General features: G+C 43.6%; 31 protein-coding genes. 29 read left to right on the plus strand and 2 right to left on the minus strand.

From position 1 onward, the window contains the following. The first annotated feature begins 27 nt into the window (after positions 1 to 27). The 19 genes from PTQ21_RS17435 to PTQ21_RS17525 all read left to right on the plus strand — a co-directional run bounded on the left by PTQ21_RS17435 (position 28) and on the right by PTQ21_RS17525 (position 14,731). On the plus strand, positions 28 to 969 hold the full coding sequence (locus PTQ21_RS17435) for a GNAT family N-acetyltransferase (protein WP_072732480.1): 942 nt from the start codon (positions 28 to 30) through the stop codon (positions 967 to 969). A 123-nt stretch (positions 970 to 1,092) separates the two neighbouring features. Next, positions 1,093 to 1,227, plus strand: coding sequence for a hypothetical protein (locus PTQ21_RS17440; protein ID WP_274566490.1), 135 nt, complete (start codon positions 1,093 to 1,095; stop codon positions 1,225 to 1,227). A 24-nt stretch (positions 1,228 to 1,251) separates the two neighbouring features. Beyond that, the gene (locus tag PTQ21_RS17445) at positions 1,252 to 1,773 is read left to right on the plus strand and encodes a DinB family protein (protein ID WP_072732481.1); all 522 of its coding nucleotides are present in this window, start codon (positions 1,252 to 1,254) and stop codon (positions 1,771 to 1,773) included. Between the two features lie 140 nt (positions 1,774 to 1,913). Then, positions 1,914 to 2,360 (plus strand): hypothetical protein, encoded by a 447-nt coding sequence (locus PTQ21_RS17450; protein ID WP_072732482.1) that lies wholly within the window; start codon positions 1,914 to 1,916, stop codon positions 2,358 to 2,360. Positions 2,361 to 2,517: 157 nt separating this feature from the next. Beyond that, on the plus strand, positions 2,518 to 3,375 hold the full coding sequence (locus tag PTQ21_RS17455; RefSeq protein ID WP_274566491.1) for an MBL fold metallo-hydrolase: 858 nt from the start codon (positions 2,518 to 2,520) through the stop codon (positions 3,373 to 3,375). A 266-nt stretch (positions 3,376 to 3,641) separates the two neighbouring features. Next, entirely contained in the window at positions 3,642 to 4,283 is a 642-nt protein-coding gene (locus PTQ21_RS17460) for a FusB/FusC family EF-G-binding protein (RefSeq protein ID WP_274566492.1), read from the plus strand. Positions 4,284 to 4,430: 147 nt separating this feature from the next. Beyond that, positions 4,431 to 4,934, plus strand: coding sequence for a DUF1648 domain-containing protein (locus tag PTQ21_RS17465; protein ID WP_063563296.1), 504 nt, complete (start codon positions 4,431 to 4,433; stop codon positions 4,932 to 4,934). 77 nt (positions 4,935 to 5,011) lie between these two features. Next, positions 5,012 to 5,455, plus strand: coding sequence for a GNAT family N-acetyltransferase (locus PTQ21_RS17470; RefSeq protein WP_274566494.1), 444 nt, complete (start codon positions 5,012 to 5,014; stop codon positions 5,453 to 5,455). A gap of 53 nt (positions 5,456 to 5,508) precedes the next feature. Beyond that, positions 5,509 to 6,144 (plus strand): hypothetical protein, encoded by a 636-nt coding sequence (locus tag PTQ21_RS17475; protein ID WP_274566495.1) that lies wholly within the window; start codon positions 5,509 to 5,511, stop codon positions 6,142 to 6,144. Between the two features lie 38 nt (positions 6,145 to 6,182). Continuing rightward, positions 6,183 to 6,683, plus strand: coding sequence for a GNAT family N-acetyltransferase (locus tag PTQ21_RS17480; protein ID WP_109999972.1), 501 nt, complete (start codon positions 6,183 to 6,185; stop codon positions 6,681 to 6,683). 50 nt (positions 6,684 to 6,733) lie between these two features. Next, entirely contained in the window at positions 6,734 to 7,246 is a 513-nt protein-coding gene (locus PTQ21_RS17485) for a DUF6886 family protein (RefSeq protein WP_274566497.1), read from the plus strand. Beyond that, positions 7,209 to 8,057 (plus strand): HAD family hydrolase, encoded by an 849-nt coding sequence (locus PTQ21_RS17490; protein ID WP_274566498.1) that lies wholly within the window; start codon positions 7,209 to 7,211, stop codon positions 8,055 to 8,057. Before PTQ21_RS17485 ends, PTQ21_RS17490 begins: the two co-directional genes overlap by 38 nt. A gap of 171 nt (positions 8,058 to 8,228) precedes the next feature. Then, a complete protein-coding gene (locus PTQ21_RS17495) occupies positions 8,229 to 8,777 on the plus strand; it encodes a glutathione peroxidase (protein WP_109999975.1) in 549 nt (182 codons plus the stop codon). A 159-nt stretch (positions 8,778 to 8,936) separates the two neighbouring features. Beyond that, on the plus strand, positions 8,937 to 9,797 hold the full coding sequence (locus PTQ21_RS17500) for an AraC family transcriptional regulator (protein ID WP_274566499.1): 861 nt from the start codon (positions 8,937 to 8,939) through the stop codon (positions 9,795 to 9,797). Between the two features lie 55 nt (positions 9,798 to 9,852). Next, positions 9,853 to 10,623, plus strand: a complete 771-nt coding sequence (locus PTQ21_RS17505; RefSeq protein WP_274566500.1) for an acyl-[acyl-carrier-protein] thioesterase — start codon at positions 9,853 to 9,855, stop codon at positions 10,621 to 10,623. Positions 10,624 to 10,803: 180 nt separating this feature from the next. After that, positions 10,804 to 11,049: a hypothetical protein gene (locus PTQ21_RS17510; protein WP_063563304.1), complete on the plus strand. Its 246-nt coding sequence runs from the start codon at positions 10,804 to 10,806 to the stop codon at positions 11,047 to 11,049. A gap of 172 nt (positions 11,050 to 11,221) precedes the next feature. Continuing rightward, on the plus strand, positions 11,222 to 11,824 hold the full coding sequence (locus PTQ21_RS17515; RefSeq protein WP_063563305.1) for a nitroreductase family protein: 603 nt from the start codon (positions 11,222 to 11,224) through the stop codon (positions 11,822 to 11,824). A 148-nt stretch (positions 11,825 to 11,972) separates the two neighbouring features. Next, complete coding sequence (locus PTQ21_RS17520; protein WP_274566501.1) at positions 11,973 to 13,604, plus strand: S-layer homology domain-containing protein; 1,632 nt, start codon at positions 11,973 to 11,975, stop codon at positions 13,602 to 13,604. Between the two features lie 197 nt (positions 13,605 to 13,801). Beyond that, positions 13,802 to 14,731 (plus strand): NAD(P)/FAD-dependent oxidoreductase, encoded by a 930-nt coding sequence (locus tag PTQ21_RS17525; protein ID WP_274566502.1) that lies wholly within the window; start codon positions 13,802 to 13,804, stop codon positions 14,729 to 14,731. Positions 14,732 to 14,865: 134 nt separating this feature from the next. Here the strand turns inward: PTQ21_RS17525 and PTQ21_RS17530 are convergent, their stop codons facing one another. Next, positions 14,866 to 15,054, minus strand: coding sequence for a hypothetical protein (locus PTQ21_RS17530; RefSeq protein WP_063563307.1), 189 nt, complete (start codon positions 15,052 to 15,054; stop codon positions 14,866 to 14,868). A gap of 147 nt (positions 15,055 to 15,201) precedes the next feature. Here PTQ21_RS17530 and PTQ21_RS17535 point away from each other — a divergent pair, with 147 nt between their 5' ends. From PTQ21_RS17535 to PTQ21_RS17565, 7 genes are all read left to right on the plus strand, one after another. Continuing rightward, positions 15,202 to 16,629 carry an FAD-binding oxidoreductase gene (locus PTQ21_RS17535; protein WP_274566503.1) on the plus strand — a complete coding sequence of 476 codons (1,428 nt, stop codon included), beginning with the start codon at positions 15,202 to 15,204 and terminating at the stop codon, positions 16,627 to 16,629. After that, entirely contained in the window at positions 16,626 to 17,180 is a 555-nt protein-coding gene (locus PTQ21_RS17540) for an MFS transporter (protein WP_064638937.1), read from the plus strand. The genes PTQ21_RS17535 and PTQ21_RS17540 overlap by 4 nt, the downstream gene beginning before the upstream one ends. Before the next feature lie 116 nt (positions 17,181 to 17,296). Beyond that, entirely contained in the window at positions 17,297 to 17,650 is a 354-nt protein-coding gene (locus tag PTQ21_RS17545) for a DUF3243 domain-containing protein (RefSeq protein WP_274566504.1), read from the plus strand. Positions 17,651 to 17,884: 234 nt separating this feature from the next. Next, a complete protein-coding gene (locus PTQ21_RS17550; protein WP_063563311.1) occupies positions 17,885 to 18,448 on the plus strand; it encodes a hypothetical protein in 564 nt (187 codons plus the stop codon). A gap of 158 nt (positions 18,449 to 18,606) precedes the next feature. Continuing rightward, a complete protein-coding gene (gene cyoE, locus PTQ21_RS17555) occupies positions 18,607 to 19,464 on the plus strand; it encodes a heme o synthase (protein WP_063563312.1) in 858 nt (285 codons plus the stop codon). 183 nt (positions 19,465 to 19,647) lie between these two features. Continuing rightward, positions 19,648 to 20,130 carry a tetratricopeptide repeat protein gene (locus PTQ21_RS17560; RefSeq protein ID WP_274566505.1) on the plus strand — a complete coding sequence of 161 codons (483 nt, stop codon included), beginning with the start codon at positions 19,648 to 19,650 and terminating at the stop codon, positions 20,128 to 20,130. A 47-nt stretch (positions 20,131 to 20,177) separates the two neighbouring features. Further along, positions 20,178 to 20,381 carry a hypothetical protein gene (locus PTQ21_RS17565; RefSeq protein ID WP_076289659.1) on the plus strand — a complete coding sequence of 68 codons (204 nt, stop codon included), beginning with the start codon at positions 20,178 to 20,180 and terminating at the stop codon, positions 20,379 to 20,381. Positions 20,382 to 20,397: 16 nt separating this feature from the next. Here PTQ21_RS17565 and PTQ21_RS17570 read toward each other — a convergent pair whose 3' ends face one another. Beyond that, positions 20,398 to 21,273, minus strand: a complete 876-nt coding sequence (locus PTQ21_RS17570) for a LysR family transcriptional regulator (RefSeq protein ID WP_274566507.1) — start codon at positions 21,271 to 21,273, stop codon at positions 20,398 to 20,400. Between the two features lie 165 nt (positions 21,274 to 21,438). Between PTQ21_RS17570 and PTQ21_RS17575 the strand changes: the two genes are divergently transcribed. From PTQ21_RS17575 to PTQ21_RS17585, 3 genes are all read left to right on the plus strand, one after another. Further along, a complete protein-coding gene (locus tag PTQ21_RS17575; protein ID WP_274566508.1) occupies positions 21,439 to 22,386 on the plus strand; it encodes a DMT family transporter in 948 nt (315 codons plus the stop codon). A gap of 200 nt (positions 22,387 to 22,586) precedes the next feature. Further along, positions 22,587 to 23,612 carry a LacI family DNA-binding transcriptional regulator gene (locus tag PTQ21_RS17580; RefSeq protein ID WP_274566509.1) on the plus strand — a complete coding sequence of 342 codons (1,026 nt, stop codon included), beginning with the start codon at positions 22,587 to 22,589 and terminating at the stop codon, positions 23,610 to 23,612. Positions 23,613 to 23,872: 260 nt separating this feature from the next. After that, complete coding sequence (locus PTQ21_RS17585; protein WP_274566510.1) at positions 23,873 to 26,431, plus strand: beta-mannosidase; 2,559 nt, start codon at positions 23,873 to 23,875, stop codon at positions 26,429 to 26,431. Positions 26,432 to 26,481 lie beyond the last annotated feature (50 nt).

The following is a 26,481-nucleotide window of genomic DNA, read 5'->3' on the forward strand; positions in this document are numbered from 1 at the left end:
GTTAGCATTGATGAGGAGGAATGACGCATGGAATTAAATAATTGGTCTGAGGAACTTAATTCTTATGATTTATCAAATGAGTATTCCATTCAAAAGGCTGAGCCCGAAGAATGGGGACTGTATTGTTCAGTCTATTATAATATGGCCTATACTGGATTTTTTAGAGAGGAAGGCTACTTCAATGTTTCGCGGAATAACTCTTTTTGGATTTATAAAGGAGAGTCAAAAATCGGTGGGGTAAGGATGGCACCCAATACGTTATATCATCTATTCTTTATGCCCCCATTCAATGATTCATTTGAGGTACTGAAACTTCTTAAAACAATACTCATAAAATGGTCTGATGCAACTCAACGTATCAAGATATATGAAATTCTCCCCGATCAAGTACATTTATTTACGAGGGCTGGATTCTGGCCAGATGAGTTCAGATGTCGCTGGATGCAGCGCCCGACAGATCATTTCAATGTGCATTGGGATCATGATTTTATAGTTAAGAGCCCCGAAATTATCGAGAATGAAACAGGTGCTAAGCAATACATTAATGAAGATGAAATCGCTCAGTGTGACTTTGACAGCTTTGTAGGAGGTTTTGAAGCCTTACGCAGAAAGAAAACATCCCTTGAAGACTTTATCCCGAACGAAGAAATCTATTTTACCAATGAGAACCTAACTCAAGCTTCTACGCTTGTATATGATAAGGTTACTGGACAGCTCATAGCCAACTGTCGCCTATGTTTGCAGGATAATCAAGCAGCAGTATATAGCATCGGAGTCAACTCTGCTTACAGAGGAAAAGGACTAGCTACACGCATGCTGCAAAGAGCACTGACTTCTCTTAAAGACAAGTATTCAGTTCTAAGGTTATATGTCATGGAAGGCAATGATGCCGAATCAGTTTATTTTAATCTTGGATTTGTTCCTGGCGTTCAAGAGATACAAACGATGTATGTTCCAGTACATGAGTAGTCACAGTTAAATTAATCAACTATTAACCCGAGTGGATCTTTTGGAATGGGGCAGCATCGCTGTTTCTAATCTCTCGGGTTTCTGTTGCTTGAGGAAAGGATGGTTATTATTGGGACTATATTAATGTTGGTAGTGTCTTTGTTTTTTGGTATTTTTGTTGTGAAAATCGGAATGGATAATTCCAAGAGTAATCAGTACAACAAAGAAATATTGCAAGAATTAAGAGAAATCAAGGAGATTCTAAGGGAAGAACGATGAAGACAACCTCAAGGAGGCGTTAGGGTGCTTTATGATTTAAAAGGCGAAGCCAATATGTCACCTGTTGTTGGGTTGTTATTTGCTGCGGTTATAGAAAACAGCCAACGACTCCAACGAATCACGGAAGGTATGTCGCAAGAAGAAATAGATTATAAAGGACCTAATAACAACTTCAATAGTACCGCTCAATTAATAAAACATATCACCTACGTCGATCTGAATTGGGCTTATCGAATAAAGGGATTACCACTTCCTCAAAACTTAAAAGAGCAACATGGCCCTATGATTGATGAAAATGGCAGTCTTCCGATGGTTCAAGGAATATCTTTGAGTACACTTATGTCGACATATGAAGGTGTCATAACCATGTTGAAGGACGCGTGTACACAATTAACGGATGATGATCTAGCGAGGATTGTCACTTTTGGGCATGAAAATGAGAAGCAAGCAACCGTATGCTGGGGTATGTGGCATATCGCTGACCACAGTCGTTATCATCAAGCTCACATTAATCAACTTCGAAGATGGTATCAAGAAGCTTACTAAAGAATGATGAGAAAGCGGTATTCGTATTGCATTTGCCTTTGAACAGCTAACAGCTCATAGAAAAAGCCGAACTTATAACATTGGAAGAGCGTCTAATATATAGCATCGTTAAAATTTCGGTTATTAGGAGCTATTCAATAATGAAGAAAATAAGTACTTATATTATAGTTTTATTAACATTGAGTTTAATCATTCTTGGTTCTAAATTTGTTGAATCTCAAAATCAAAGAAAAGAGCTTCAGAATTCTATTGATAATTCATTCAGATATGAAATAAGTAATGTCCAGCACAGCTTTAGTATGGTTGTTAATGATTACACGTATAGATCAATCATATCAAGTGTGTCTAATGCAGCTGCGATATCGGAACTAACTTCTTTCGGGAAACTGAATGATGATTTAGATATTAGTTTGTACCAATTATATATCTCACTTAGAGAGGAAAGATCCAAAGACAAAGTCTTATCACGAATAGAAGAACTTAGAGAAATATTTAGTATGTTGGTCAGGGATCCGATAAACCATGAGGCAATAGACAGAATAATTCAGATCAACAATGATACATTTTTTAATACAAAAGAAGAATGAGCACCCGGTGAGATGAGGAACATTCAGTTCATGTGAAAAACAAAGGAGGTGATTCCATTGGTAAACAAATAAAATGAGAAAATCTAAATGTTGATTTAAATAAGCATGCAGATTTTCTCTCTTATGGATCAAGAATTTATCATAGAGGAGAATGAACATGCTAAATCAATTAAGTGAAACGATCTATTATCTATCTAACCAAAATGATAAAGAAAGACCAACATTGGGGTTAGTTTGCGGTGATAATTACAGCCTTGTCGTTGACGCTGGAAATTCGGTTCAACATGCCAGGGATTTCTTACATGAGATAGAGAAGTTAAATGTTCCGCCTGTTAAATATGTGGTCATTACTCATGCCCATTGGGATCATTTTTTAGGAATGAATGAATACGGAGCTACGATTATTATGAATAGTCTAACTAGCCAAAAGATGAATGATTGGCGGAACTATTCTTATAATGATCGCTCTCTACAGGAGTATGTGGATTCCAAGAAGATGACTTCACATTGTATGGAGACGATACAAAATGAAATACCGGAGAGAGACACATTTCAGTTATGTCCTCCGGATATTATTTTTGAAAAGTCACTCCATTTGGACTTGGGCAATAAAGTTTGTGTGCTTGAAACCATTCGTAGCACCCATACCGATGATTCAACCATTGTATATATTCCGGATGAAAAGGTCATTTTTCTGGGCGATAGTGCTTACAATACAACTACCAATTCGCTATATCATATTAAGCAAGACAAGTTATTGCCTATGATTGAGGACATTCAGCAATATGATGCCGTTCATTTCTTGCTTGGTCATGAGTCGATCTGTGACGTGGAGGAGATGGATACGTTTTGGAGAGAGCTCATCTCAGCCAATGATGCTGTGAAATCGACGTCATTAGAAGCAGCTATCGAGCGTTTTGAAGCAGCCAATAATCGAACAGCCAATGACAATGAGCTTTTCTTCTTACAAGGATTCGTGAATGATCAGATATTACAATCAAAAGCAACGGAATAAAAGAACATCCATGAAAACCCATTTCAATTGATCCATGTGAAGTTCTCTGATATACTTTTCGCATGATATTTGATTGGGGGTTACTCAGATGGCAATGCTGAATTGCTCGTTAGCTAGAAATAACTCATGCAAAGCCTGATCGGGGGCGATACTTTGCGTGGGGCGCGATAGCTTAGATTCTTTCGCCCATACTTAATTTTATCGTTTCTAATAACAGGCTTTGCCCTTATTGATTTTTTTCTATGAAAAATAAGGAGCTGAAAGCTATGAGTACACCATTTATTAGAAACCACCAATATAATTTGATTAAAAAACAAGCGGAATTTGTTCGCAAAACCGTGCAATCCGCCTCGGATCGCAGGGTCCTGGAGACTGTTAGATACAGTGCTGCAACAAACATCGTTGAAGCATTTACGGATCTGACAGAGAACCAGCAGCAAATGCTGGAGCAAATCTCGTCGCTGGAGACAACAGACGATTTTCAACGGTATATGAAAGCATTGGAACCATATCTGGAGTTGTATCCATCGATTACGTTGAAACAAATTCAGAAGTTATTTCCGAAGAACAAAAAGATGAAAATGCCTGATCTACCATCCATTGATTTTCGATATGTAACGTACCTGAGCTGGGTAGATATTGCGACGAACAAATTATTCGTTGTATATCCGTTCGAAGGACAGTTTATCGGTATTGAGGGAAGAATAACGCCGACACACAAGAAGGGGTACTGCCTATTCTGTAATCGGCATCAAGAGCTTGCATTCTTCACGGTCAAGACCAAGAACGCTTTACCGGATAATTATTCTGCGATTGGTCAATACGTATGCATGGAGAACCAAGGATGTAATCACAGCATTACCAATACAGAATCGCTGGAGAAGTTCATTCTCTCCGTTCGTAAATAAGGTTATATTAAGTAAAGGCTGCCTGCAAAGGCGGCCTTTTTTGCTTATGCTTTCATTCCTCAAGGATACTCAGAAATCATTGGAAAAAGAGGTTGATAATTGTTAACATGTAATCATACGGTGTGTAAATGGAGAAGAGGTAGGAAATTGGAAATCAAAGATCGTCCGAAGATAACAATCCCAAAAACGTTACTGGAAAAAACTTTAGATATCACAACCATCATTTTATTTATTATTGGCATTATATACTGCTTGCAACAATGGATGACCTTACCGGATCAGATACCGATTCATTTTAATATGAAGGGGGAGCCTGATGGCTGGGGAGGAAAGTGGGGAGTATGGCTGCCCTTAGTCATTGGGCTTATTTTATGGATTGGACTTTCGCAACTGGAGAAGTATCCTCATACGTATAATTACCTCAATTTGAATATGGAGAATGCGGAGAGACAATATAAAAATGCACGGCTCATGATTAATCTGATGAAGACGGAGATATCTATATTTTTTATTTATATCAGTTGGATGATTATTGAGTTTTCAAGTGCGGATAAAGTCACTCATCATAATTGGTTGCCCGTTGTCATATTCATTATCGTTTTATTTAGTTCCATAGGTTTCTTTATATACAGATCATTTAAACTCAAATAACGTTGGAGCTAGGCTCTTAGCTAGGCTCTTATTGAAGAAGTGAAGACAAATACTATGAAATCGTGAGGATGTTGAAAATGAATAACCCTGCTGTTAACGATGAATTGAAAATTGTATTTGAAGATCATGAACAGGATTACCATGCTGTATGTAGCAATCTGTATCAATACAATTTAAGAGAAAAAAAGGGTTTGTTAAAAAAACCTGGAAAAAGCATCAATTTGTTTCTAAGGGATAAGACTGGCAAAGCAGTAGGTGGGATCTTCTGTGCTACGTACTGCTATACATTATATATTGATAACTTTTGGATTGATGAAGAATACAGAGAATATGGGTATGGGAAATCATTAATCATGCAAGCAGAGAGCATTGCTGTTAGTGAGGGCTGCAAACTTTCACATACAAGTACATTTTCTTATCAGTCTCCTGAATTTTACAAGAAGATGGGTTATGAAGTGTTTGGAATGATAGATGAATACCCGGAAGGGATTATTCAGTACTTCCTGAAGAAAAGATTATAGACTTACATAGGAATCTCAAAAATATCATATAACATATATAAAGGAGAAATGATATGACGGTCGTTGGAATATTGGGGACAATTCATAATCAAGAATTAAGAGGAAAATATAATAGTTCTCTTACCTTGTATGAGGATCTGATTACAGAATTCAACCCGGATATTATCTGCGGTGAAGTGCATCCCCAGAGTTGGATGAAGTATATCAAGGATAAACAGGATAAGGGATATTGGGGGGAGCCAGCCAGTGAGTATTGGGAGCTTATCTTTCCATTATGCGAAGAACGGAATATAGAGTTTGTGCCTATTGACTGGTTTGAGTTAGATGTCTGGAATGATTTTGATCCATTTAACGGCTTCTTAGAAGAGCAGCGAAAAGCGTTGGAGAAGATCGATGATGAATGGTTTGCTAAACAAATGAATACACATGACGTTGGAGCGATTCCCTTTAATTCGGTTGCGTTTGATACTATGACCAAACAAAAATATGAATGGATGGATCAGATTAATCCAAAAGCAAATAACTTTAGATGGATCGTACGAAATCAGATCATGATTCAACGTGTGAAGAACACGTATCATTCGAATCCGGGTAAGAAAATTTTATGTGTTGTGGGAGCAGATCATAATTATATTTTCAAAGAGGAATTGATCAATGAACCTATTGAATTGGTATATCCATTACGATAGTTCAATTAATAGACTATAACTTTCAGGAGGCTTGTTCCATGATCAGATTGTGCAACAGTATGGACGCAGATGCAATGGTTGAGATCATTAATGATGCAGCAAAGGCATACCAGGGTGTAATTCCTGAGGATCGTTATCATGAACCCTATATGCCATTGCAAGAATTGAATCAGGAAATCCGTGATGGCGTCGTATTCTGGGGCTTTGAAGAAAATAATAGATTATGGGGCGTTATGGGAATTCAGGATAAAGGTGATGTTGCTTTAATCAGGCACGCATATGTAAGAACTCACCAACGGGGGAGCGGAATAGGCACAAAGCTGTTGGCTCATCTGGTGGCATCAACCGATAAACCGATATTAATAGGAACCTGGGATTCCGCAGAATGGGCTATAAAATTCTATTTGAAAAATGGTTTTACCCTAGTTTCATCGGATGAGAAGAAGCAGTTATTAACTCGATACTGGAACGTCCCCGAAAGACAAATCGAAACCTCTGTCGTTTTATGTGACGGGAAGTGGGGCGCTGTTGGAATGTAAGAGTATTTTTTCCGAAGCTTAAAAATCACTAAATGATGTGGGGTGCCTGAATGCTTTATCATTTTAGCGAGGTTTCAGATATCCAAGTTTTTATTCCAAGAGAGAAACAAAACAGAGCTGAATTTCCAGCAGTGGTGTGGGCCATTGATGAAGAGCATGAATATTCATATTACTTTCCAAGAGATTGCCCAAGAATCGTTTGTAAAAAGACTGACACGATAAGTGATGAGAATAATGAGAAGTTTTTTAAACATTCTAATGCGGATATCATCGTTACGGTTGAAAGTTCATGGTATCCGAGGATTATGAATCAGGTTATATACAGGTACCATTTCGATGACACCAATTTTGAACTCTTTGATCCAACGGCGGGCTACTATATTTCTTATCAGGTTACAAAGCCTCTACATATAGACCGCATGGAGGGTTTAATAGAGAGATTATTTGAAAAAGGAATTGAACTCAGATTTACTCCAAATCTGTACCCACTGAGAGAGGCGATACTTACATCGGATTTCAAAGAATTTGGAATACATAGATTCAATAACGCAACGAAAGTATAGAGCGAACTTGAGTGGCATAGGGGGGATTTCTATACAGTATCCAATAGTAGTATTAGATTTGGATGGAACATTACTCAACACAGATAAACAAATTTCGAAACGGAATTATGAGGCAATAGTGACATGCTCTAAACAAGGGATCAGATTCATCTATGCTACAGCACGTCCACCAAGAGCAGTAAGGTTGCTTTTACCTGAGGAATTGCTCCATAGCGGTTCTTTTATATATTACAATGGAGCCTATATCCACTGCAATTACACTGGTATTCAACAATATGAACACATAGACCCTGTGATCACTGCTGAATTAATAAATTTTGGCATGGAGAATAACAAGGAACTGGGTTTAAGCCTTGAAGTGGAGGATCAATGGATTAGTTTCAAAGAATATGATTATACAACGCTTATGAGAGTTAAAGAAAACCCAACGATAAAATCATTAGAAGAGCTCAAAGGTATTGCTGCAACAAAAGTACTTTTTACGGGTTTCAAGGATATAGATTTTCTCAGAGAGAAGTTTGCATCTAGATTAAATGTTTTGGTTACAGACGGTGGTAATCTTGTTCAAATCTCATCAATCAAAGCCTCCAAAGAAAATGCATTGAAAATTTTGTGTAAGGCAATGAAAATAAAAGTTGAAGATGTAATGGTTTTTGGTGATGATTTTAATGATATCGGGCTTTTTGAAATATGTGGCTGGTCGGTAGCCATGGGTAATGCAATTGAAGAGTTGAAGATTCTCTCGAAAGAGATCACTGATACGAATGATTCTGACGGAGTTGCGAGAGTGTTGGAACGGATGTTGAGATGAATGATTTTAAAATTTGTGATGAACGATATCAATTCGAAAAGGAGATGGATGTACTTGTAGCGCTATGGTAGTTATAGGCTTTTTTTACGATACAGAATCTGCTATTTCGTATATAATAGAAATTCATATGAGTCTGTATAACTACATAACATCGCGAGGTGCACCAATCTTATGCCAACCATCTATGACTTTAGCGTAACCAAAACGAGTGGAGAACGTTTCCCACTCTATCAATACGAAGGAAAACCTGTACTGATCGTAAATACAGCGAGCAAGTGCAAGTACACACATCAGTTCGACGATATGCAGAAGCTTTATGATCGGTATAAAGAGCAAGGGCTTCAGATCATTGGTTTCCCGTGTAATCAGTTTGCGGAGCAAGAGCCGGGAAGCAGTGAAGAGGCGGAGTCCTTTTGTCAGATTAACTATGGTGTGAAATTCCCCATGTTCTCCAAAATGGATGTCAATGGAGAAGCGGCGCATCCGCTGTATGACTTTTTGAAAAAGTCGGGACCTTTTGCAGGCTTTGATGAGTCAGATGTGCAAGCGAAACTGCTAAAGCTGATGGTGGCGGACAAAGCACCGGAATGGTTGCATGGTGATGCGATCAAGTGGAACTTTACTAAGTTTCTGATTGATGCCGAAGGGCATGTGGTTAAACGTTTTGAACCTGTTGATTCGATTGACGAGATCCAGGCGAGTATTGAACAGCTACTGTAATTTATCTTTCACATTCCTAAAAGGCCATGACACGTACCGTGCAAACAAACGGATATGTGCATGGCCTTCTATATTTCAAAAGTCTATCCAGTACTATCCGACATGATGTGAAACGGGTAAAATGGTATGAAACCTCTCCAGAACAGGAGGTACTTGAACGTGCCAAGTGTAATGCAATTTAGTGGTCCATTGGAATATAGCTATCGCTCCACCAGCACGTACGACCCTGGAGCATCGGACGGATTTCATTCGCATCCACAATATGAGGTGTACTATTTTCATGAGGGCGAATGCACCTATCTGATTGGAGATCGAGTGTACAACCTTGAACCGGGTGATCTGGTCCTGATGCATGGCATGACCCTTCATCGGCCACATCCCATGCCAGGCAGACCGTATGTGCGAACGACGCTGCACTTCGATCCCTCGGCCATCCGCAGCAGTCTGCATCCGGACCGAGTGAGCGAGGTGTTAAAGCCGTTCGAAGAACTGAGAAACTGCCGGATCAATCTGACAGGCAATATCCGCTCTGAATTCGAAGCCTTGCTGTTGAGTCTGCATCAGCTTACCGTGAATTCGGGGGATTTCAAAGAGGAACGCATGAACGTTCGTTTATGTGACCTGCTGTATGTTATAGCTGGAATCTGCCGAGGCAGGGTCGAGGACCACCTTCCTTCTTCCGAGAAGGAGCGGCATGTACAGCATATCATTGCTTATGTCGAAACTCATTATATGGAGGACATTGGGCTGGATGATCTGGCAAGTGAGCTTCATCTGTCCAAGCCTTATCTGGCCGGATTGTTTAAAGAAATGACGGGTAGCACCATATTTAAATATGTGTATGACCGTCGCATTAATCAGGCCAAGCTGTTATTCCAGTTCCAGCCGGATATCAGTGTGACAGAGGCCAGCCGGTTGGCAGGGTTCAAACGTTTATCCCATTTCAGTCGAATGTTCAAACAAAGTGTAGGGTGTGCACCAGATCTGTACCGTAGTCGATTACATCGTTCGTTTGATTAATGTAGCGTTACGGATCAAAAATTTTACATGCTGCACAGCCTGAGGAGGTTACTGAATGCAATCAGAACAACCATTCAAGCTTGATTACCGAATTGGATCAGCCGATGCCGATTACAAATCACAATGTCGTGCATCTGCTTTACTGGAGCATATGCAGCTGGCAGCAGACCGTGATTTAGCAGGTATGGGAGTTACCGTATCGCAGATACTGAATCAGGGATTGGGCTGGATGCTATTAACGACAGATGTCACAATCATGCGCCCAGCCCGATTGGAAGAAGAAGTATCCTTGCAGACGTGGCATAAAGAAAATAAAGGTGTGACATGGTTAAGGGATTATATCCTTACAGATCGAGAGGGAACACATCTGGCTGAGGCTCGTACAGCTTGGGCGTTGGTCGATCTGAAGAGACGCAGAGTCGTCAGACCATCAGCTTTACCTTTTGAAGTGAAATCGCATCCTGATTTATCCTTAGGTGAAGCCCCTGCTAAAGTGACGGTCCCTTCTGAACTCAGCTTGCAGGAACAATATCGTTTAACTGTACAATACAGCAGCACAGACAGTAATGGGCATATGAACAACGCCCGGTATGCAGACGTCTGTTGTGATGCATTAACACTGGATGAACTGGCTGTAGGTATGATCCGTCTGCAAATTTCATATCATCGTGAGATTCGTATGCAGGAGTTAATGATTGTTGAGCGTTCAGAGGTTACAGAGGGAGCTGTGTGGGTTCGAGGAAGATTGGCTGAAGAGAATGAGAGCATTATTTTTGAAGCCAAATTAAGTCTCGGAGACTCAACTGACTCGCCCATTGATCAATGAAATGGAACTGAATACAAGTAGATGAAGTCAACCAGTCCGTTCTGGTTGGCTTTTTTCTATTTTTACCTCCTGATGCAGATATAGATGCACCTGTTACGTTCATCTCATAATTCGCTCGTGTTTAGAAGCCAGACAGAAAAGGTAAAAGAAGGGTAAATGAAAACTGAGGAGGAATCACGAATGAAACAGCACACACCGGATCAAAATAACAAGGATGCACATAAGGATCGTTCCCATGATAATCCGGAGCAGTATCCAACAGAGCAGGAAAGTTTGCTTGACCGGCATGAAGAAGAGCAGACGGTGGACCCCATTCCAATGGAAGATCTGAATATGGAGAAGCAGGAAGAGAAGAATAAGGATCAGACCAAGAGCAATTCGTCATCGGAAGAGAAGTATCGAGCAGATTATCGCGAATCGCAGTGATCATATTCATTCAATTGCTGTTAAAAATGAGTACTTAATTCCCCCTATTCAAAAGGGAATGACTAAATGTACATTTAGTGAAAATAAAATAGTTTGTTGACTAATGTATGTTACTATATTATAGTTACTATGTTGGCAATTTAGGAAATACCATTTTGGGAGGCGAATATTTATGTCTAAATCTTTCTTTGAAGCGTTGAAAAACAGAAGATCTTATTATGGAATCAGCAAGGAATCCACAATCTCGGATGCTAAAATCCAGGAAATCGTGGAAGAAGCGGTAAAATACACTCCGACTTCATTCAACTCACAAACATCTCGTGCCGTAGTATTGCTCGGTGAACAACACGATAAACTGTGGAATCACACGGAAGAAATTTTGCGTGAAGTGGTTGGCAATGCAGAAGCTTTCCAATCTACAGCTGAAAAAATGGCTGGATTCCGCAGCGGATATGGTACAGTACTCTTTTTCGAAGACAACAATGTGATTGCGCAGCTACAACAAAATTTTGCAGCTTATGCGGATAACTTCCCGATCTGGGCGAACCAATCTAACGGTATGTTGCAACTGGTGATCTGGACTGCTTTGGAACAAGAAGGTCTGGGCGCCTCCCTGCAGCACTATAACCCGCTGATTGATGAGAAAGTCAAACAGGAATGGAACATTCCGGAGAACTGGAGACTGATCGCTCAAATGCCATTCGGCAAACCAACAGCAACACCAGGCGAGAAAGAATTCCAACCGATTGAACAACGTGTAAAAGTACACAAGTAAGACTTTTACCTGGATCGAACGTCGACCTTAATTGAAAAGATTGAGGTGCCTCGTTTCAGCGAATTTCCCATTATTTAACCACATACGGCCTCGCTTCAATTTGATACGATGATGTAGATCGTACTCCAATGAAGCGAGGCTTTTTGATGTGAATAATAGAATATACAAACGTACCCGCCGAAAGCTATGGAATGCTATTTTGTGCGGCGTACTGGCGATAGGATCAATCACCATCGGTGACTCCACAGCTCAGGCAGCATCGGCTCAGCAGGTGTTCAAGGATACAACCTCCAGTTATGCCAAGGATGCCATTGCACATCTGGTAAAGGCGGGAATTGCTGCCGGAACCTCCGAGAATACGTTTGAACCCAAAAAGGCAGTCACTCGTGCTGAATTTGCAACATTTGCCGTGAGACTGCTAGGTTTGAAGCCCGTTAAAAACAATATTAATCCCTATAACGATGTCAGCATGAACGCTTGGTATTACGGCAACGTTGCAGCCATGACCAATCTTTCCATTCTTGAGGGCAAGAGTCAGGGCGTGTTCCAGCCAAACGCCTCCATTACTCGGGAAGAAGCGGCTGCACTGCTGGTGAGGATGCTGAAACAATCTTCCAAATCAACGAACCTTCTTTCATCCACATATGACGATGCAGCTGAGATATCTGAATGGGCACGTCCTTATGTGCAGACCGTATATCAGCTTGGATTGATGCGCGGCAGTGATGGCAAGTTTCGCCCGCATGACCAAGTGACTAGAGAAGAGGCAGCAGTGATGCTGGATGCCATTTTGCAAAAGAAAACCTGGTCAGACCAGCTGAAAGGTGAGGATCAGCTCGGTATTCAGCTGGGATGGCAATATAACGCCTCTACAGCTGAGTTCAAGAAACAGATCGAACAATCGGAAGCCAACACACTGGTTCCCCGTTGGTTCTTCCTGAATAGTAGCATGAAAGTCACGGATCTCACGGACACATCGTTATTATCATGGGCATCTGCTACGAACAGACAGGTATGGCCGTTGCTTGGCAATCGTTCGAACCCGGACCTTACCCACCAGATGTTATCGAGTACAGCCAACCGGGCGTCGGTGATCTCACAGGTCACCTCTTTGGTGAAAACATATAAACTGGATGGTATTAACGTGGATTTTGAGAACGTACTGCCAGCTGATCGTGAAGGAATGACCGCATTTATTACTTCCCTGGCAACGGCTCTGCATGCGCTAGGCGCTGTTGTGTCTGTAGATGTATCACCCGATCTGGGGACAGATTGGACCGATGCATTTGATTATGCGCAATTAGGCGCTGTATCGGATTACATGGTACTGATGGGATATGAGGAACATTGGAACGGCGATCCGCAAGCAGGGTCTGTGGCATCTCTTCCTTGGGTTGAAAGGGCTTTGGATACGATGCTCGCTGAGGTAGTTCGCGCCAAAACAATTCTGGCTCTACCCTTATATACACGGGATTGGTCTTCCGCTAATCCGGCAGCCAGTTCATGGGATATAACCCTGGCAGAACAGGGAACTCGTGCACGAGCTTCAGGTTCCGTGAGACGATGGGATGCAGATCTGGTCCAATATGTCATCGGCTATAACAGTAACGGTACGCCGAGATATATATGGGCAGAGGACAGTCGTTCATTGTCCGCGAAAGTAATGATGAGCGGAGAGCGTAATATTGCCGGATTGGCCTACTGGTATATGGGCGGAGAGACGGCAGATGTATGGAATGCCATTTCGAACGCTTCACGATTTGAATCATACATTTTCTAAATTCCGAAATTATAATTCTTTCTTAAACCGACCCAAACACACCGTTATTCAGACGGATGGTTTGGGTTATTTTATTTTGGTAAAAGCTAAGTTGTAACGGATTACGTTTGATTTTGGTTGAACGGTGTAAATGGATAGAAGGATAGTGAACTGTCCAATAAAATATAAGAGATAGAAGCATAGGAGGGAGATGGAGCATGCGAGAGTATGATTGCATTATAGTAGGTGGAGGACTCGCAGGACTTCAGGCAGCTATTCAGATGGGGCGTTACTCTTCTCATCGGGTGTTGGTAGTGGACGCAGGAGAAGGCAGATCAACGTTATGCCGAACCTATCATAATATTCTTGGTTTCCCCGATGGAGTATCCGGTGAAGAGCTGCGCTCCAAAGGCAGAATGCAGGCTGAGCAGACTGGAGTAAATTTTGAGAAAGACCGTATCATTAAGGCAGGACGCCGGGGAGAACAGATTCAATTGTTCGGTTCTTCCGGCTCTGAATATATGGCGAAAACAGTCTTACTGGCAACTGGACTAACGGACAGGATACCGGCGATTCCGGGATTAAGGCCTACGTTGGGAAGAACAGTATATGTGTGCCCGGATTGCGATGGATATGAGATTCAGGATCAGCGCACCATATTGCTGGGTGCAGGCGAAGCCGGTGCAAACATGGCTATGGTTTTGATTCAACGTACCAATGAGTTGTTGTACATCAACCATGAGCAGTCGCCAATCTCCGCTGAGCTTCATCGAAGCATGAAAGAGGCAGGAGTTCGTTACCTTGAGGCCGCCGTCCAAGAAGTGCAACAGATGGAAGATGGCCATATTACGGGTGTGCTGACGGAAGATGGACAGATTTTTGAGTCAGAGCGTGGATTTGTTGCGTTTGGAGGCAATCGTGTACATTATGAACTGGCAGAGCAGCTTGGAGCCGTCATCGCGGATAATAAACACGTGGAGGCCAACGCGCGAAACATGCAAGCTGCGCCTAATGTATGGATTGCCGGGGACCTGGGCCTGCACGCGGAACAAGCTACGGTTGCCATGGGCGAAGGTTCGATTGCCGCGATCTGGATTCACAAGGCATTGCAACAGATGAAAAAGGAAAACAAAGTGAAGCAGATCTAAACGCAAATTAAAATGCAGATGGTGAACAGCCCCATTCATAGAAAAAACAATTTTAAAGTCCCCCGACCGTTGTGACTAAGGTTGGAGGACTTTTTGCGTTGTACGCAAGCTGTTTACAAAAGTATGGTCTGAAATTATTTGCTGTTTGTATTGCGGGTCTCTGTTGTTTTGGCTTTGTGAGGGTGGGTGATGTTGTCTACGATTTCTCCTACGGCTTCTTCAATCATGTCCGTTGGGCCGGGGTTGTTCGGGTCGGGTTGAATAATTGTATTCACACCAGGTTGCAGATCTTTGTTTTTTCGTTCTTTTTTATGTTCATTCATGGAAAATTCCTCCTTATTCGGGTATGTTTAAGGTGTTCCTTAACATATCCAATCCTTGTGATGTATATGTAAACGATTAACCAATCAAATCAAATTGAAACGCTAGGTGTTAGGGGAGGAGGAGTTCATCTGTTCAAAAAAACGAGCATGCTCCTGTTACTTCTGATTTTATGTGTGTGGACATATTGGAGAACGGATAGCGATGATCAGAATCCGTATTTGATTACCGACTACAGCCGCCTTCATCCGGTTAAGGTTGAACGTGTGGTCGAGGGTCATGAAGAGCAGCAGCTCGTTGAACTGCTCAAAGAAGCCCGAGAGCAGAATCTGACGATATCGATTGCTGGGCAGCGCCATAGTCAGGGAGGACACACCTATTATAAAGACGGCATTGTCATAGACATGACCTCGTATAACAAAGTGCTGGAAGTCAAAAACGATGCCAAAAAGGTACGTGTGCAGGCTGGGGCGACCTGGGCTGACGTACAGCGAGCCATTAACCCATATGGACTGGCCGTCAAAAATATGCAGTCCCAGAATATTTTCACCGTAGGCGGATCTATCAGTGTAAATGCACATGGTCGGGAGCTTCATCAGGGTTCCTTGATTGAAAGTGTCGATTCCTTTCGTCTCTTGACGGCAGATGGTCAGATTCGGCAAGTGAGTCGCACAGAGAATGCAGAGCTTTTCCCGCTTGTGCTTGGGGGTTACGGACTGTTTGGCGTGATTTTGGACGTTACGTTGACGTTAACGGATGACGAAGTCTATCGTCTCACAACTGAGCAGGTGCAGGTTGAGGACTACCCGACTTATTTTCAAAAGAATGTCCTGGGAGGCTCGATGATGCGTATGCATCTGGTCCGAATTTCAGTTCAGCCCGGTGAAGGCTATTTTCGCGAGATGTACGCATTGAATTATGCCTCTGATCCAATGGCTTCACTGGATGATTATGATCGTCTGGATGAACGTGAAAGAGGCGTGCTTACCAGCAAACTTCTGTTCAACCTGAACCGTGAGTTCCAATGGGGGCGGGCCTGGTTTTGGCCGCTGCAACAGCGGTATTTCGAGTCACAGGATGGAAAGAGGCTCAGCCGCAACAATGCGATGGCTTCTGCGTCTGCCTTCATGGAGTATCATCAGCCGGGTGAAAATGATCTGCTGCAGGAATATTTTATTCCGGTGGATGTCTTCCCCGCATTTGTTCAGGAGATGGGAGAGATTGTATCCCAGGAGCAATTGGATTTGCTCAACATTACAGTCAGGTTTGTGAAACATGATGAAGAAGCTGTGCTTTCCTATGCGACGCAGGATATGTTCGGTCTCGTCTGTTTATTTCACGCTTCATTATCCGAGGCAGAACAAGAGAAGTTCAAGGGTAGTATGCAGCAACTGATAGATGCAGTCCTTCGATATAACGGAACATATTATCTGCCCTATGCAGGTTATGCAACTTCAGAGCAATTCGAACAGGCTTATCCTCGGAAGAATGAGTTTTTTGCAGCCAAAGAAAAGGTGGATCCAAATCATTTATTTATGAACTATTTTATGGAGCAGTATGGAGGAAATCATCCATGAATATCAAGTGGCTTGTTCGATCTCAAAGTATCGTTACGCTCGCTTCGGGCATGATTTATCCGTATTATCTTTTGTTTCTCAAAAATCTGGGTAACAGCTTCTCCAAATATGGGCTTGCCTTTGCCGTATTTACAATCAGTTCGGCTGCTGCTTCGCAATGGCTCGCTCCCCGGATGGATCGACACGCCAAGCAGTGGCTCATTGTAAGTTCGGTGGGGATGGCCGCAGCCATGATTGCATTTCCGTGGGTCATTTCCTACATCTGGGTGCTGCTGCTGCAAATGATGATGGGGACATGCAATGCGATGCAGCGAATGAGTGAACGGGTGCTGCTCGCCGATTATACGGTGGCTGGGCAACGGGGCCCAGCTGTAGGTAACTATCATTTCTGGACATCTGCTGCTTCAGGATTTGCGGTTATTGTTGGCGGTGTGCTGATTGATTGGCTGACGATCGATGTATTATTTTATCTGAGTGCCATGCTGTATATGTGGGGAGCTCTGGCAGTATGGCGATTACGAAGCATTTCTGAGGAAGCAGCTGATGGCTAAAGGATAGAAATGGTCTGATTAATCTCCAGCGAGAAGTTTATATTATAGATAACCTGGTATGATTAAGCATTTTGCTTACATTCCACAAAGCGAGTATTCTCAAGGAGGTTTTTCAGATGAATGAACAAAATCATGTTATCCATAAAGATGGAGAAGTTTCAACCGACAAGGTAGACAATGCGATTGATAAGATTGCGCCGGAGGAACGGGAACAGATTTTACAGAACTTTGATGCCTTTAAAGGATATCTGGGCAAACGAATTGCAATGGGAGAATCGATTGGACTGGGTGAGGAGCAGATGGCCAAAATCGCTGAGAAAGTAGCCGACTATTTGGCAGCCCGGGAAGAGCCGCGTAACCGTGAAGAGAAGTTGTTGCAAGAACTGTGGAATGTCGGGAAAGAGGAAGAGCGCCATATGCTGGCTCATATGCTAGTGCGTCTGGCACAAGGTTCAACCCCGAATCATTAAGATTGAGCTGAAATTAAAAGCTAAGCCAATAGAGACTCTGGATGCCATGGCATTCAGGGTTTCTTTTTGATGACACCTATTGTAACTATTTTTCATCTGGCTGATACTTTTGCAGTGTGTACACCCAGTATGATAGGGAGAGTAAAAGAAAGATTAAATATTTATATGAGCGTTTGAAGAGAAAGCCTTCCGGTTAAGGAATAGTAACGTTCATAATAAGGAGAGATGCTGCCTATGAAGAACGCGGCGAAACAATGGAAATTACGAATGCTGGGTGCGGCTGTTGCCTTGCTTGGCATGATTGTGCTTGCTACATATTTACTTACACCAGCGAACGCTGAGGAGAGCACGGACTCTGTACAGGCTTCTGCCAAAGCGCAGGCTGCAAACTCCGAGATGTTTACAGCGTATGTGGAAGACATACAGCATGAGAATGGTAAATTGTACTTGATTGTAGACAAGATTGGCTGGTACCAAGGTGCAGAGGCTGATAAAGTTTTTGAACAACGCAATCCGGGCTCTGGTATAGATGGTGCTCCTGATGGTTATTATATTGTCAATGACAGCAAAGAGCAGGAAAAGGTAGAAGTAAGTGCTAATGCTGAAGTGTTGATGCAGTTATATGATCGTGATGGTACAGTTTCGGGCACCACTATTCAATGGAATGAGTCAGTGGCGCTCAGCAAATTCGAATCTTTGTATGACAATACCAATATTCTTGATCTGTCCGTATTCCCGTATCACCTCACTGTACAGGATGGAAAAGTGATCAAAATTGTACAGCAATACATTCCATAAAATTAGATCAAAATGCAACGGTTAAGCATTCCTCCGGTTCCATTGAACTGGCAGGGATGCTTTTTGGTTATGACAAATTCATAAAGGAGATTGTAATTCATGGTATGTACATGTATCATTATAGGAATGGTGTTTTTACATAGTTCAGGAGGCTTCTCATGCTTAAAGACATGATTGCATTAACGAAACCCGGACTTTTGCGGCTGAATGTGTTTGCGGTAGCGGTAGGGTTCTGGGTCGCTTCAAAATGGGATATCTCGTGGATATCTCTACTCATGGTGTTGATTGGATCAACCTTGGTCATCGCTTCGGCATGTGTTATTAACAACTACTGGGATCGTGAGTTGGATCAGAAGATGGAGCGCACCAAAAAACGGATTGATTACATCAATCATCTTAAACCCAAATTTGTATTGGGGTATGGAATTGTTCTTGGTGTAGTTGGTTTTGTGCTGCTGTACTTCCTGGTCAATCCGTTATCCGGTTGGATGGCACTGCTCGGATGGTTTGCTTATATCGTGATCTACACGATGTGGCTCAAACGCAGCTCGACCTGGAGTACATCATTGGGTGGAATTGCGGGGGCGATGCCGCCTGTAATCGGTTATTGTGCGGTAACCAATCAGATTGACGCAGGTGCCTGGTTGCTGTTTGCGCTGTTATTTCTGTGGCAGCCACCTCACTTCTGGTCACTCGGGATTCGCAGAGTGGAAGAATATCGTGCAGCCGGTTTCCCACTGTTGCCGGTAGTCAAAGGTGTGAAGCGCACAAAGGTGCAGATGATTCCTTATGTATTTCTGTTGCTTCCTGCTGTATTTCTGTTGTATTACTACAACTACGTTGGGCTTGTGTTTCTGCTTGTATCCGTCATTGGTGGTCTGATCTGGTTTGTCCATACACTAAGCGGATTGAAAACTCAGGATGATGAGAAATGGGCCAAAGTTAACTTTCTGATCTCCGTCAATTATCTCATGGTTGTATTCATTGTCATGGTAGCAAACACAACCTGGTCCTGAGCGAAACATCACTTTTGTAAAATATTCGAATATGAAGGTGCCAGGTTAGCTGGCACCTTACGAAAAAGCACGCTGTAGAATAGGCTTGGACAACCTGTGGTTGTTCCGGCATACTTCTCGGGGTGTTTTTTTGCTATAATTATACTTTGGAAAATGATTTTGGAAGAATGGGAAGTGGAGTAGATGAAGGATTTACAGCAGGCTATCCTCTTGAGAACGGAGGGGGAAATGCAGGAGGCGATAGAGCTGCTGCAGGAACTGGCGTTACAGGAACCAGACAATGCACAGGTTTGGTACCAGCTGGCTTGGGCTCATGATTCACTTGGACTGGAGCGGGCAGCGGTACCGCATTATGAGAAGGCTCTAAGTCTAGGGCTTTCGGTTGAGGACAGGACAGGTGCCATACTCGGACTTGGCAGCACATATCGGACTCTGGGGCAGTATGAGCAGGCGAAGGCCTGGTTTGAAAAGGGATTAAGTGAATTCCCGGAGAACCGGGAATTTGAAGTTTTTCTTGCCATGGTGCTCTACAATCTGGGCGAGCATGCGGAGGCAATGAAGCGGTTGCTGGTACAACTGGCTGATACATCAAAGGATAAGGGAATAACCGACTACTGCAGAGCCATCCGTTTCTATGCAGACCAGCTGGATCGGGTATGGGATTAAACCTAATGTATTCGAGCGATAACACCTAATCTAAAGGAGATGATTGGATGAATTCGAATCACGAACAAGAACAGGTGCACGAAAGACTTGACCGGCTTGAGCAGAAGCTGGATTACCTAGCAGAAGCTCAACAGGCGAACAGACGCTCACCCGGTGTACGCTTTCTGATTGGTTTTGCAATTGTGATTGCCGTTGTATTTATTCTCATGCTGGTCATTGGCATTATACAGTTTATTAGTAGTGGCAGTTGAGTCAACGGAGGACCGATTATAACGATGGAGCTAGCCATTCCTGTACCGCTTCAATAAAACGACGCGAAGCGGGGGACAGATTGGTGAGAGACGGGCAAGCGATGCCAATGGTACGATAAGGATCTCCAGTGAGTGGAACAAGAGCGAGCTCGTTCGTATGGTGTTGAAGAACCATTTCAGGCAAAAGACTGATGCCAAGACCGTTTCGAACCATCGCCATGATGGCCTGATCTTCGGCGACCTCATAGACCACATTCAGCTTGGCCGCATGCTGTCGGATCAACCGTTCGATCTCGTTATCACCACCCCATTTAGGCAAAATAAAGGGCTGTTCCAGCAATACATCAAATGAGACAGACTTCTCCGTAGCGAGTGGATGTTCCAGAGGCAGGATGCACATCATCCTGTCTTTTTGTAATGGAATTGTCTCAAAAGGCGAAGAATCGCCAAGGGACAGAAAGCCAAGATCGATGGCGCCTCCAGCCAGCCAGCCTTCAATTTCTGCGTAGTCCCCTTCCCACAGCTTAATCTCTATTCCGGGATGACCGAGGCGAAATTGCTTCAGGATGCCAGGCAGCCACTGCGTGGATACACTGGCGAATGTGCCAATACGAACGGTTCCAATCTCGGCGCCGCGAATTAATGAAATTTCCTGGTTCATCAGTTCCGTCCAACGCAAAATTTCACGAGTATAGCCCAGAATACGTTCCCCTTCAGCAGTAAGTCGTACACCAGAGCGGCCTCGATTCAGCAGCGAAAAACCACACTCGGTCTCCAGACTGGCGATCGCATGACTGACCGCTGATTGGGTAATATTCAATGCTTCTGCTGCTTTGGTGAGGCTGCCGTATTCCACTACGGCATTCAAAATTTCGTATTTGACCAATGACATGAAAGATTCCGTTCCTCTCTTCATTTAATACATGAGTTTATTTCATATTAACTATTATAAATATTCATTTTTATAATGCAAAGAGATCGTTTATACTTGCCAAGGCGAGTTAGTTCGATAGAGCCTCGGTTAGATTACAATACATAGAATGAAGGTAGAAGCAAGATGAACGGAGTACGTGCACCACAAGGTCAGGCATCAAGAAGAGCAGATTTGCAGATGCTGCTCGCAACGGTAATATGGGGATCATCCTATCTATTTATGAAATCAGGACTGGAGTCCATGCAGGAATTGAATCTGGTCGCTTTCCGGTTTGGAATTGCCTTTATCGCGGCAGCTGTCCTTTTCCATCGGCGACTGTTCAGAATGGATCGAGGAACGCTTGTAGCAGGGGCTATTATGGGAACAGCGTTATTTGCGGCCTTTGTATTTATCACTTATGGAGTACAGCGCACAACGGCTTCCCAGGCAGGATTTTTGATCAGTTTGGCAGTGATCTTTGTGCCCATCCTGACGACAATTCTGCATCGCAGAATGCCAGACTTGCGGTTAACGATAAGTATTCTCGTGGCGGTAATTGGGCTCGCATTGTTGACACTCCAACATGAGCTTAGCCTGCATATGGGGGATATCCTTTGCATTCTCGCAGCATTAATGTACGCGATCTACATTATGATTGCTGGCAAGTATACGCCGAAGCATGATCCACTAACGCTGGGAACGGTGCAACTGGGCGTTGCAGCCCTGTGGGGGCTGGCTGCTACATTTGTGCTGGAGACACCACGTTTACCTGACACACCTCAATCTTGGGCGGCCATTCTGGGTCTGGGAGTACTGTGCAGCGGCATTGGCTACATTTTACAGACTCTTGCCCAGCGGCATGCTTCACCAACGAGAACGAGTCTGATCTTTTCACTTGAACCACTGTTTGCAGCAGCATTTGCGTTTACCTTTCAAGGGGAGTCCCTTACTCTGCAAGGGTATGCGGGTGCAGCACTTATGCTCATTGGTGTTCTGATTACAGAGATCAGAGTCCCTTATCCGTTATTCTGGCGCAGAAAGCGGACAGCATTACAGACTGAACTGGGAGATCAGGGAGCACCGGGCGTATAACTTTGAAATAAAGCAAGAGTTCTTCCATCAACTTCATTGTGAAGCAGGTGGAGGAACTTTTTTGTTATTTATCCAGCAGAGATTCAGAATCTATAGCAAATCCTCAACCTAACAAAATGAAACTTTTCATAACTTGTTTTGTTGAATCCCTTTTTTTATGCTACACTAAATGAAAAATAAAGGAAAAACGGGTGAGAAAGATGGCCAAAAGAGTAACCATGCAGCAAATTGCCGATGCTGCGGGGGTATCCAAATTCGCAGTTTCTCGTGCGTTGACCGGTAAACCCGGTGTCAGTGAACATACCCGGGAGATGATTGTCAGAACGGCAGGACAGCTCGGATATTTCAAAGCTGAACCGAAACGTTTCCTAGTGGAAACCCCTGCTGAACAGGAGATGAAGATAGACAGACAGGGGACTATTCTGATCTTGTTTCCTAACATTCGTTCGCAGAATCGATCCTCCCTGTACTGGGGTCCCATCTTTGACGGAATATCTGCACGCCTGAATGAGAAGGGCATGGATATCCTTACCTTGACGGAACCTTCCTCAGATCGCATGTTTTCGGTGCTGAATCCTGAAGCCATCAGCGGTATTATAACTGTCGGTTCCATTTCCACATCCGTATTGCTCGAGATTTATCGACTGCATATTCCACTTGTGATGGTTGATCATGAAGACCCGGCAATTCATGGAGATACGGTGTTTACAGATAACATGAAATGTATGCAGGAACTGGTGTTGATGCTCGTTGGAAAGGGCTACAGACGGCTACAGTTTGCTGGCGAATTGCCTGATGCAGCCAGTTTCAGAGAACGATGGCTCGGCTATCGTTCGGTACTGGAAGAGATGCAGCTGCAAGTCTCGCAGCAAGCAGATTTGCTGGGACCTGATCTGGATCACATTCGGGAATCGATTATCGCCATGAAGATGGAGGATATCCCCGAAGTGATGGTATGTGCCAACGACCACATGGCCGCTGTTGTGATTGGTGCACTCCAAAGCAGGGGCATCGAGGTGCCAGAGCGCTGTGCAGTAACCGGGTTTGATAATACCCGTGCAGAAGAGCCGATTCTTGCTACGGTGCATATCAATAAGGAGAATCTGGGCAGACGTGCGGTGGACCAGTTATTATGGCGGTTGGAGCATCCGGACGGGCCTTTTGAAAGAAAACTGATCTATTCGGAATTAATCATTCGTGATGAGTACAATGCTATTTTACCGTGAAGCTATCGAACGTGAATTTAGAAATGTTAATAATAACACACGCCAGGACGCTATAAACTTGGGGTGAAAAGACATGGAGAGATTGGGCTTCATGTCTTTTTTTTTGTTATCGGATATGTTTTTTTGAAATAATCCACAAAACAGATTGACTGAATTGAGCATATCATGTTAATTTTGTTTTGTAAGTTATTTGTTTTTATAATAACAAAACATAACAAAATGTTTTTTTGAAAAATACTTCAATGATAACGGAGGCTGTCATGAGCAAAATACAATCGCAGACTTTTCAGAATTGGACGTTCAAGGCTTGTGAGGATCAGGAATGGATGCCGGCTCACGTACCCGGCTGTGTGCATACGGATTTGCTGAAACTGGGTAAAATACCGGACCCTTTCTATGGAACTAACGAAAAAGAAATTCAATGGGTCGATAAGAAAGACTGGGAATATCGCACGGAATTTGATGTGAATGAGGCACTATTGTCGTCGCAGCATCTGGAGCTGGTCTTTGATGGTCTGGATACATATGCAGATGTGTATGTGAATGAACAACATCTGTTGTCGGCAGACAATATGTTCCGGGTGTGGACAGTCGACGTGAAATCTGTTGTAAAGGCAAGTGGCAACGTACTCCGAATACGTTTTCGTTCTCCGATCAATGAAGATCTGCCGAAGCTGGAGAAACTAGGATATGCCCTGCCTGCATCGAATGATCAATCTGACGTGGGGGGATTAGGCGATAAAAGAGTGAGTATTTTTGCACGGAAAGCCCCGTACCACTATGGTTGGGACTGGGGTCCACGTTTTGTAACCAGCGGAATCTGGCGCGAAGCACGCCTTGAAGGCTGGACGGACGTACGAATTAATGATGTATTCATTCAACAAAATGAAGTAACCGCTGCTTCCGCTTCGCTCACTGCGGTCGTGGAAGTGGAGTCTACGCAATCGATAGAAACAGTTATTCGAGTAGGAACGGATGAACAGAGTTGGGAGCAGGCTGTAACCCTGAAACCGGGCGTCCAAACTGTGGAGGTTCCAATCTCTATTGTTGAGCCGAAGTTGTGGTGGAGCCGCGGATTGGGTGACGCGCATATGTATTCTTTCCATACGGAAGTGATTCAGGGCGAACAGGCTGTGGCTGAGTCTACAGTCAAAACGGGTATTCGGTCCATTCGTCTGGTTCGTGACAAAGATAAAGCGGGAGCATCCTTTTATTTTGAGTTAAACGGAGTTGCTGTGTTTGCCAAAGGTGCGAACCACATTCCCAATGACAGCTTCATAACAGAAGTGACACGTGAGCGCTATCTGCATGAGATTGTATCTGCTGCCGAGTCGAACATGAATATGCTCCGTGTATGGGGTGGTGGCTTCTATGAAGAAAACGTATTCTACGAGTTGTGTGACGAATATGGTTTGCTCGTATGGCAGGACTTTATGTTTGCATGCAGCATGTATCCTGGAGACGAGGCTTTCCTAAATAGTGTGAAGCATGAGGCGATTGATAATGTGAAACGTCTGCGTAATCATCCAAGCATTGTGCTGTGGTGTGGTAATAACGAGATTGATTCAGCGTGGGCACATTACATTGAGGATGGCGGCTGGGGTTGGAAAAAAGATTACAACGCGGAGCAAAGAGAACGCATTTGGGCGGATTACGAAGCTATTTTCCATGATCTTTTGCCGGAAGTGGTGGAAGCCTATGCTCCTGGTGTGGATTATTGGCCTTCTTCACCACTGGTATCACTGTCGGGAGACGAGAAACAGCATGCTCACCCATCCACATCAGAAGGGGATATCCACTATTGGGGTGTGTGGCATAATGTGGAGCCCTTTGAGAACTACAACGTTCATGTTGGTCGCTTCATGAGTGAGTATGGCTTCCAGTCCTTCCCTGAATACGATTCGGTTCGCAAGTATGCGGAGGAAGAGGATCTGGCATTGGAGTCTGAAGTCATGCTGGCGCATCAGAAGAACGGGGCAGGTAATCGTCTGATCAAACAATACATGGATATGTACATGCATGAACCGAAAGATTTCCCATCCTTCCTCTATATGAGCCAAGTGCTTCAGGCTGAGGCGATGAAAACAGCCATTGAGGCTCACCGTCGTCGCAAACCGTTCTGTATGGGAACGCTCTACTGGCAGATGAACGATTGCTGGCCGGTGGCTTCATGGGCGGGGATGGATTACTTTGGACGTTGGAAAGCGTTGCAATATTACGCCAAACGCAGCTTCAGCGATATCTTGGTATCGGTAGATGGTACGAAGGATGACGTGACAGACATTTATTTGGTCTCGGATCAGCTTGAACCTGTGAAAGGCAAACTCCAGGTACGCCTGATTGGCTTTGATGGCACAATATATCGTGAGGAAGAGCATGAAGTTGCTCTGGCATCCAACTCTGGTCAACAGGTGCTGTCATTGAGCCAGGCGGAATGGCTGGAAGGTCGCGATGCTGCAACAACATTGCTGCGTATTGATCTGAAGCAGGATGGGGCATCCGACATCACACAGGAACATTATTTTGCACCTTCAAAGGATATTGCATTGCAACCAGCGCAAATTAAGGTAACCGAAGTTACCGAGAATGATGGCGTGCATCTGGTCCTGGAAAGCGATGTACTTGCAAAACAAGTATGGATTTCTACTGAGGCAGAAGGGGTGTTCTCGGACAATTTCTTCGACCTCATTCCGGGTATTCCTGTGAAGGTCAAGTTCACCGCCAGAGGGGAATTGCAAGGATCTGTTGGTGCTGTCTCCAAGGGGGGGGGCCATCCAGGTTCGTTCCATGGCCGACTTTATCAAATTGTAATCAAGTAAGATTGGTTTACGTTGTTAACGCCCAATTCTTTAAGGCCCGGATGCACTTG

Origin of the sequence: Paenibacillus marchantiae (assembly GCF_028771845.1) — a bacterium.
Classification (GTDB): Bacteria; Bacillota; Bacilli; order Paenibacillales; family Paenibacillaceae; genus Paenibacillus; species Paenibacillus marchantiae.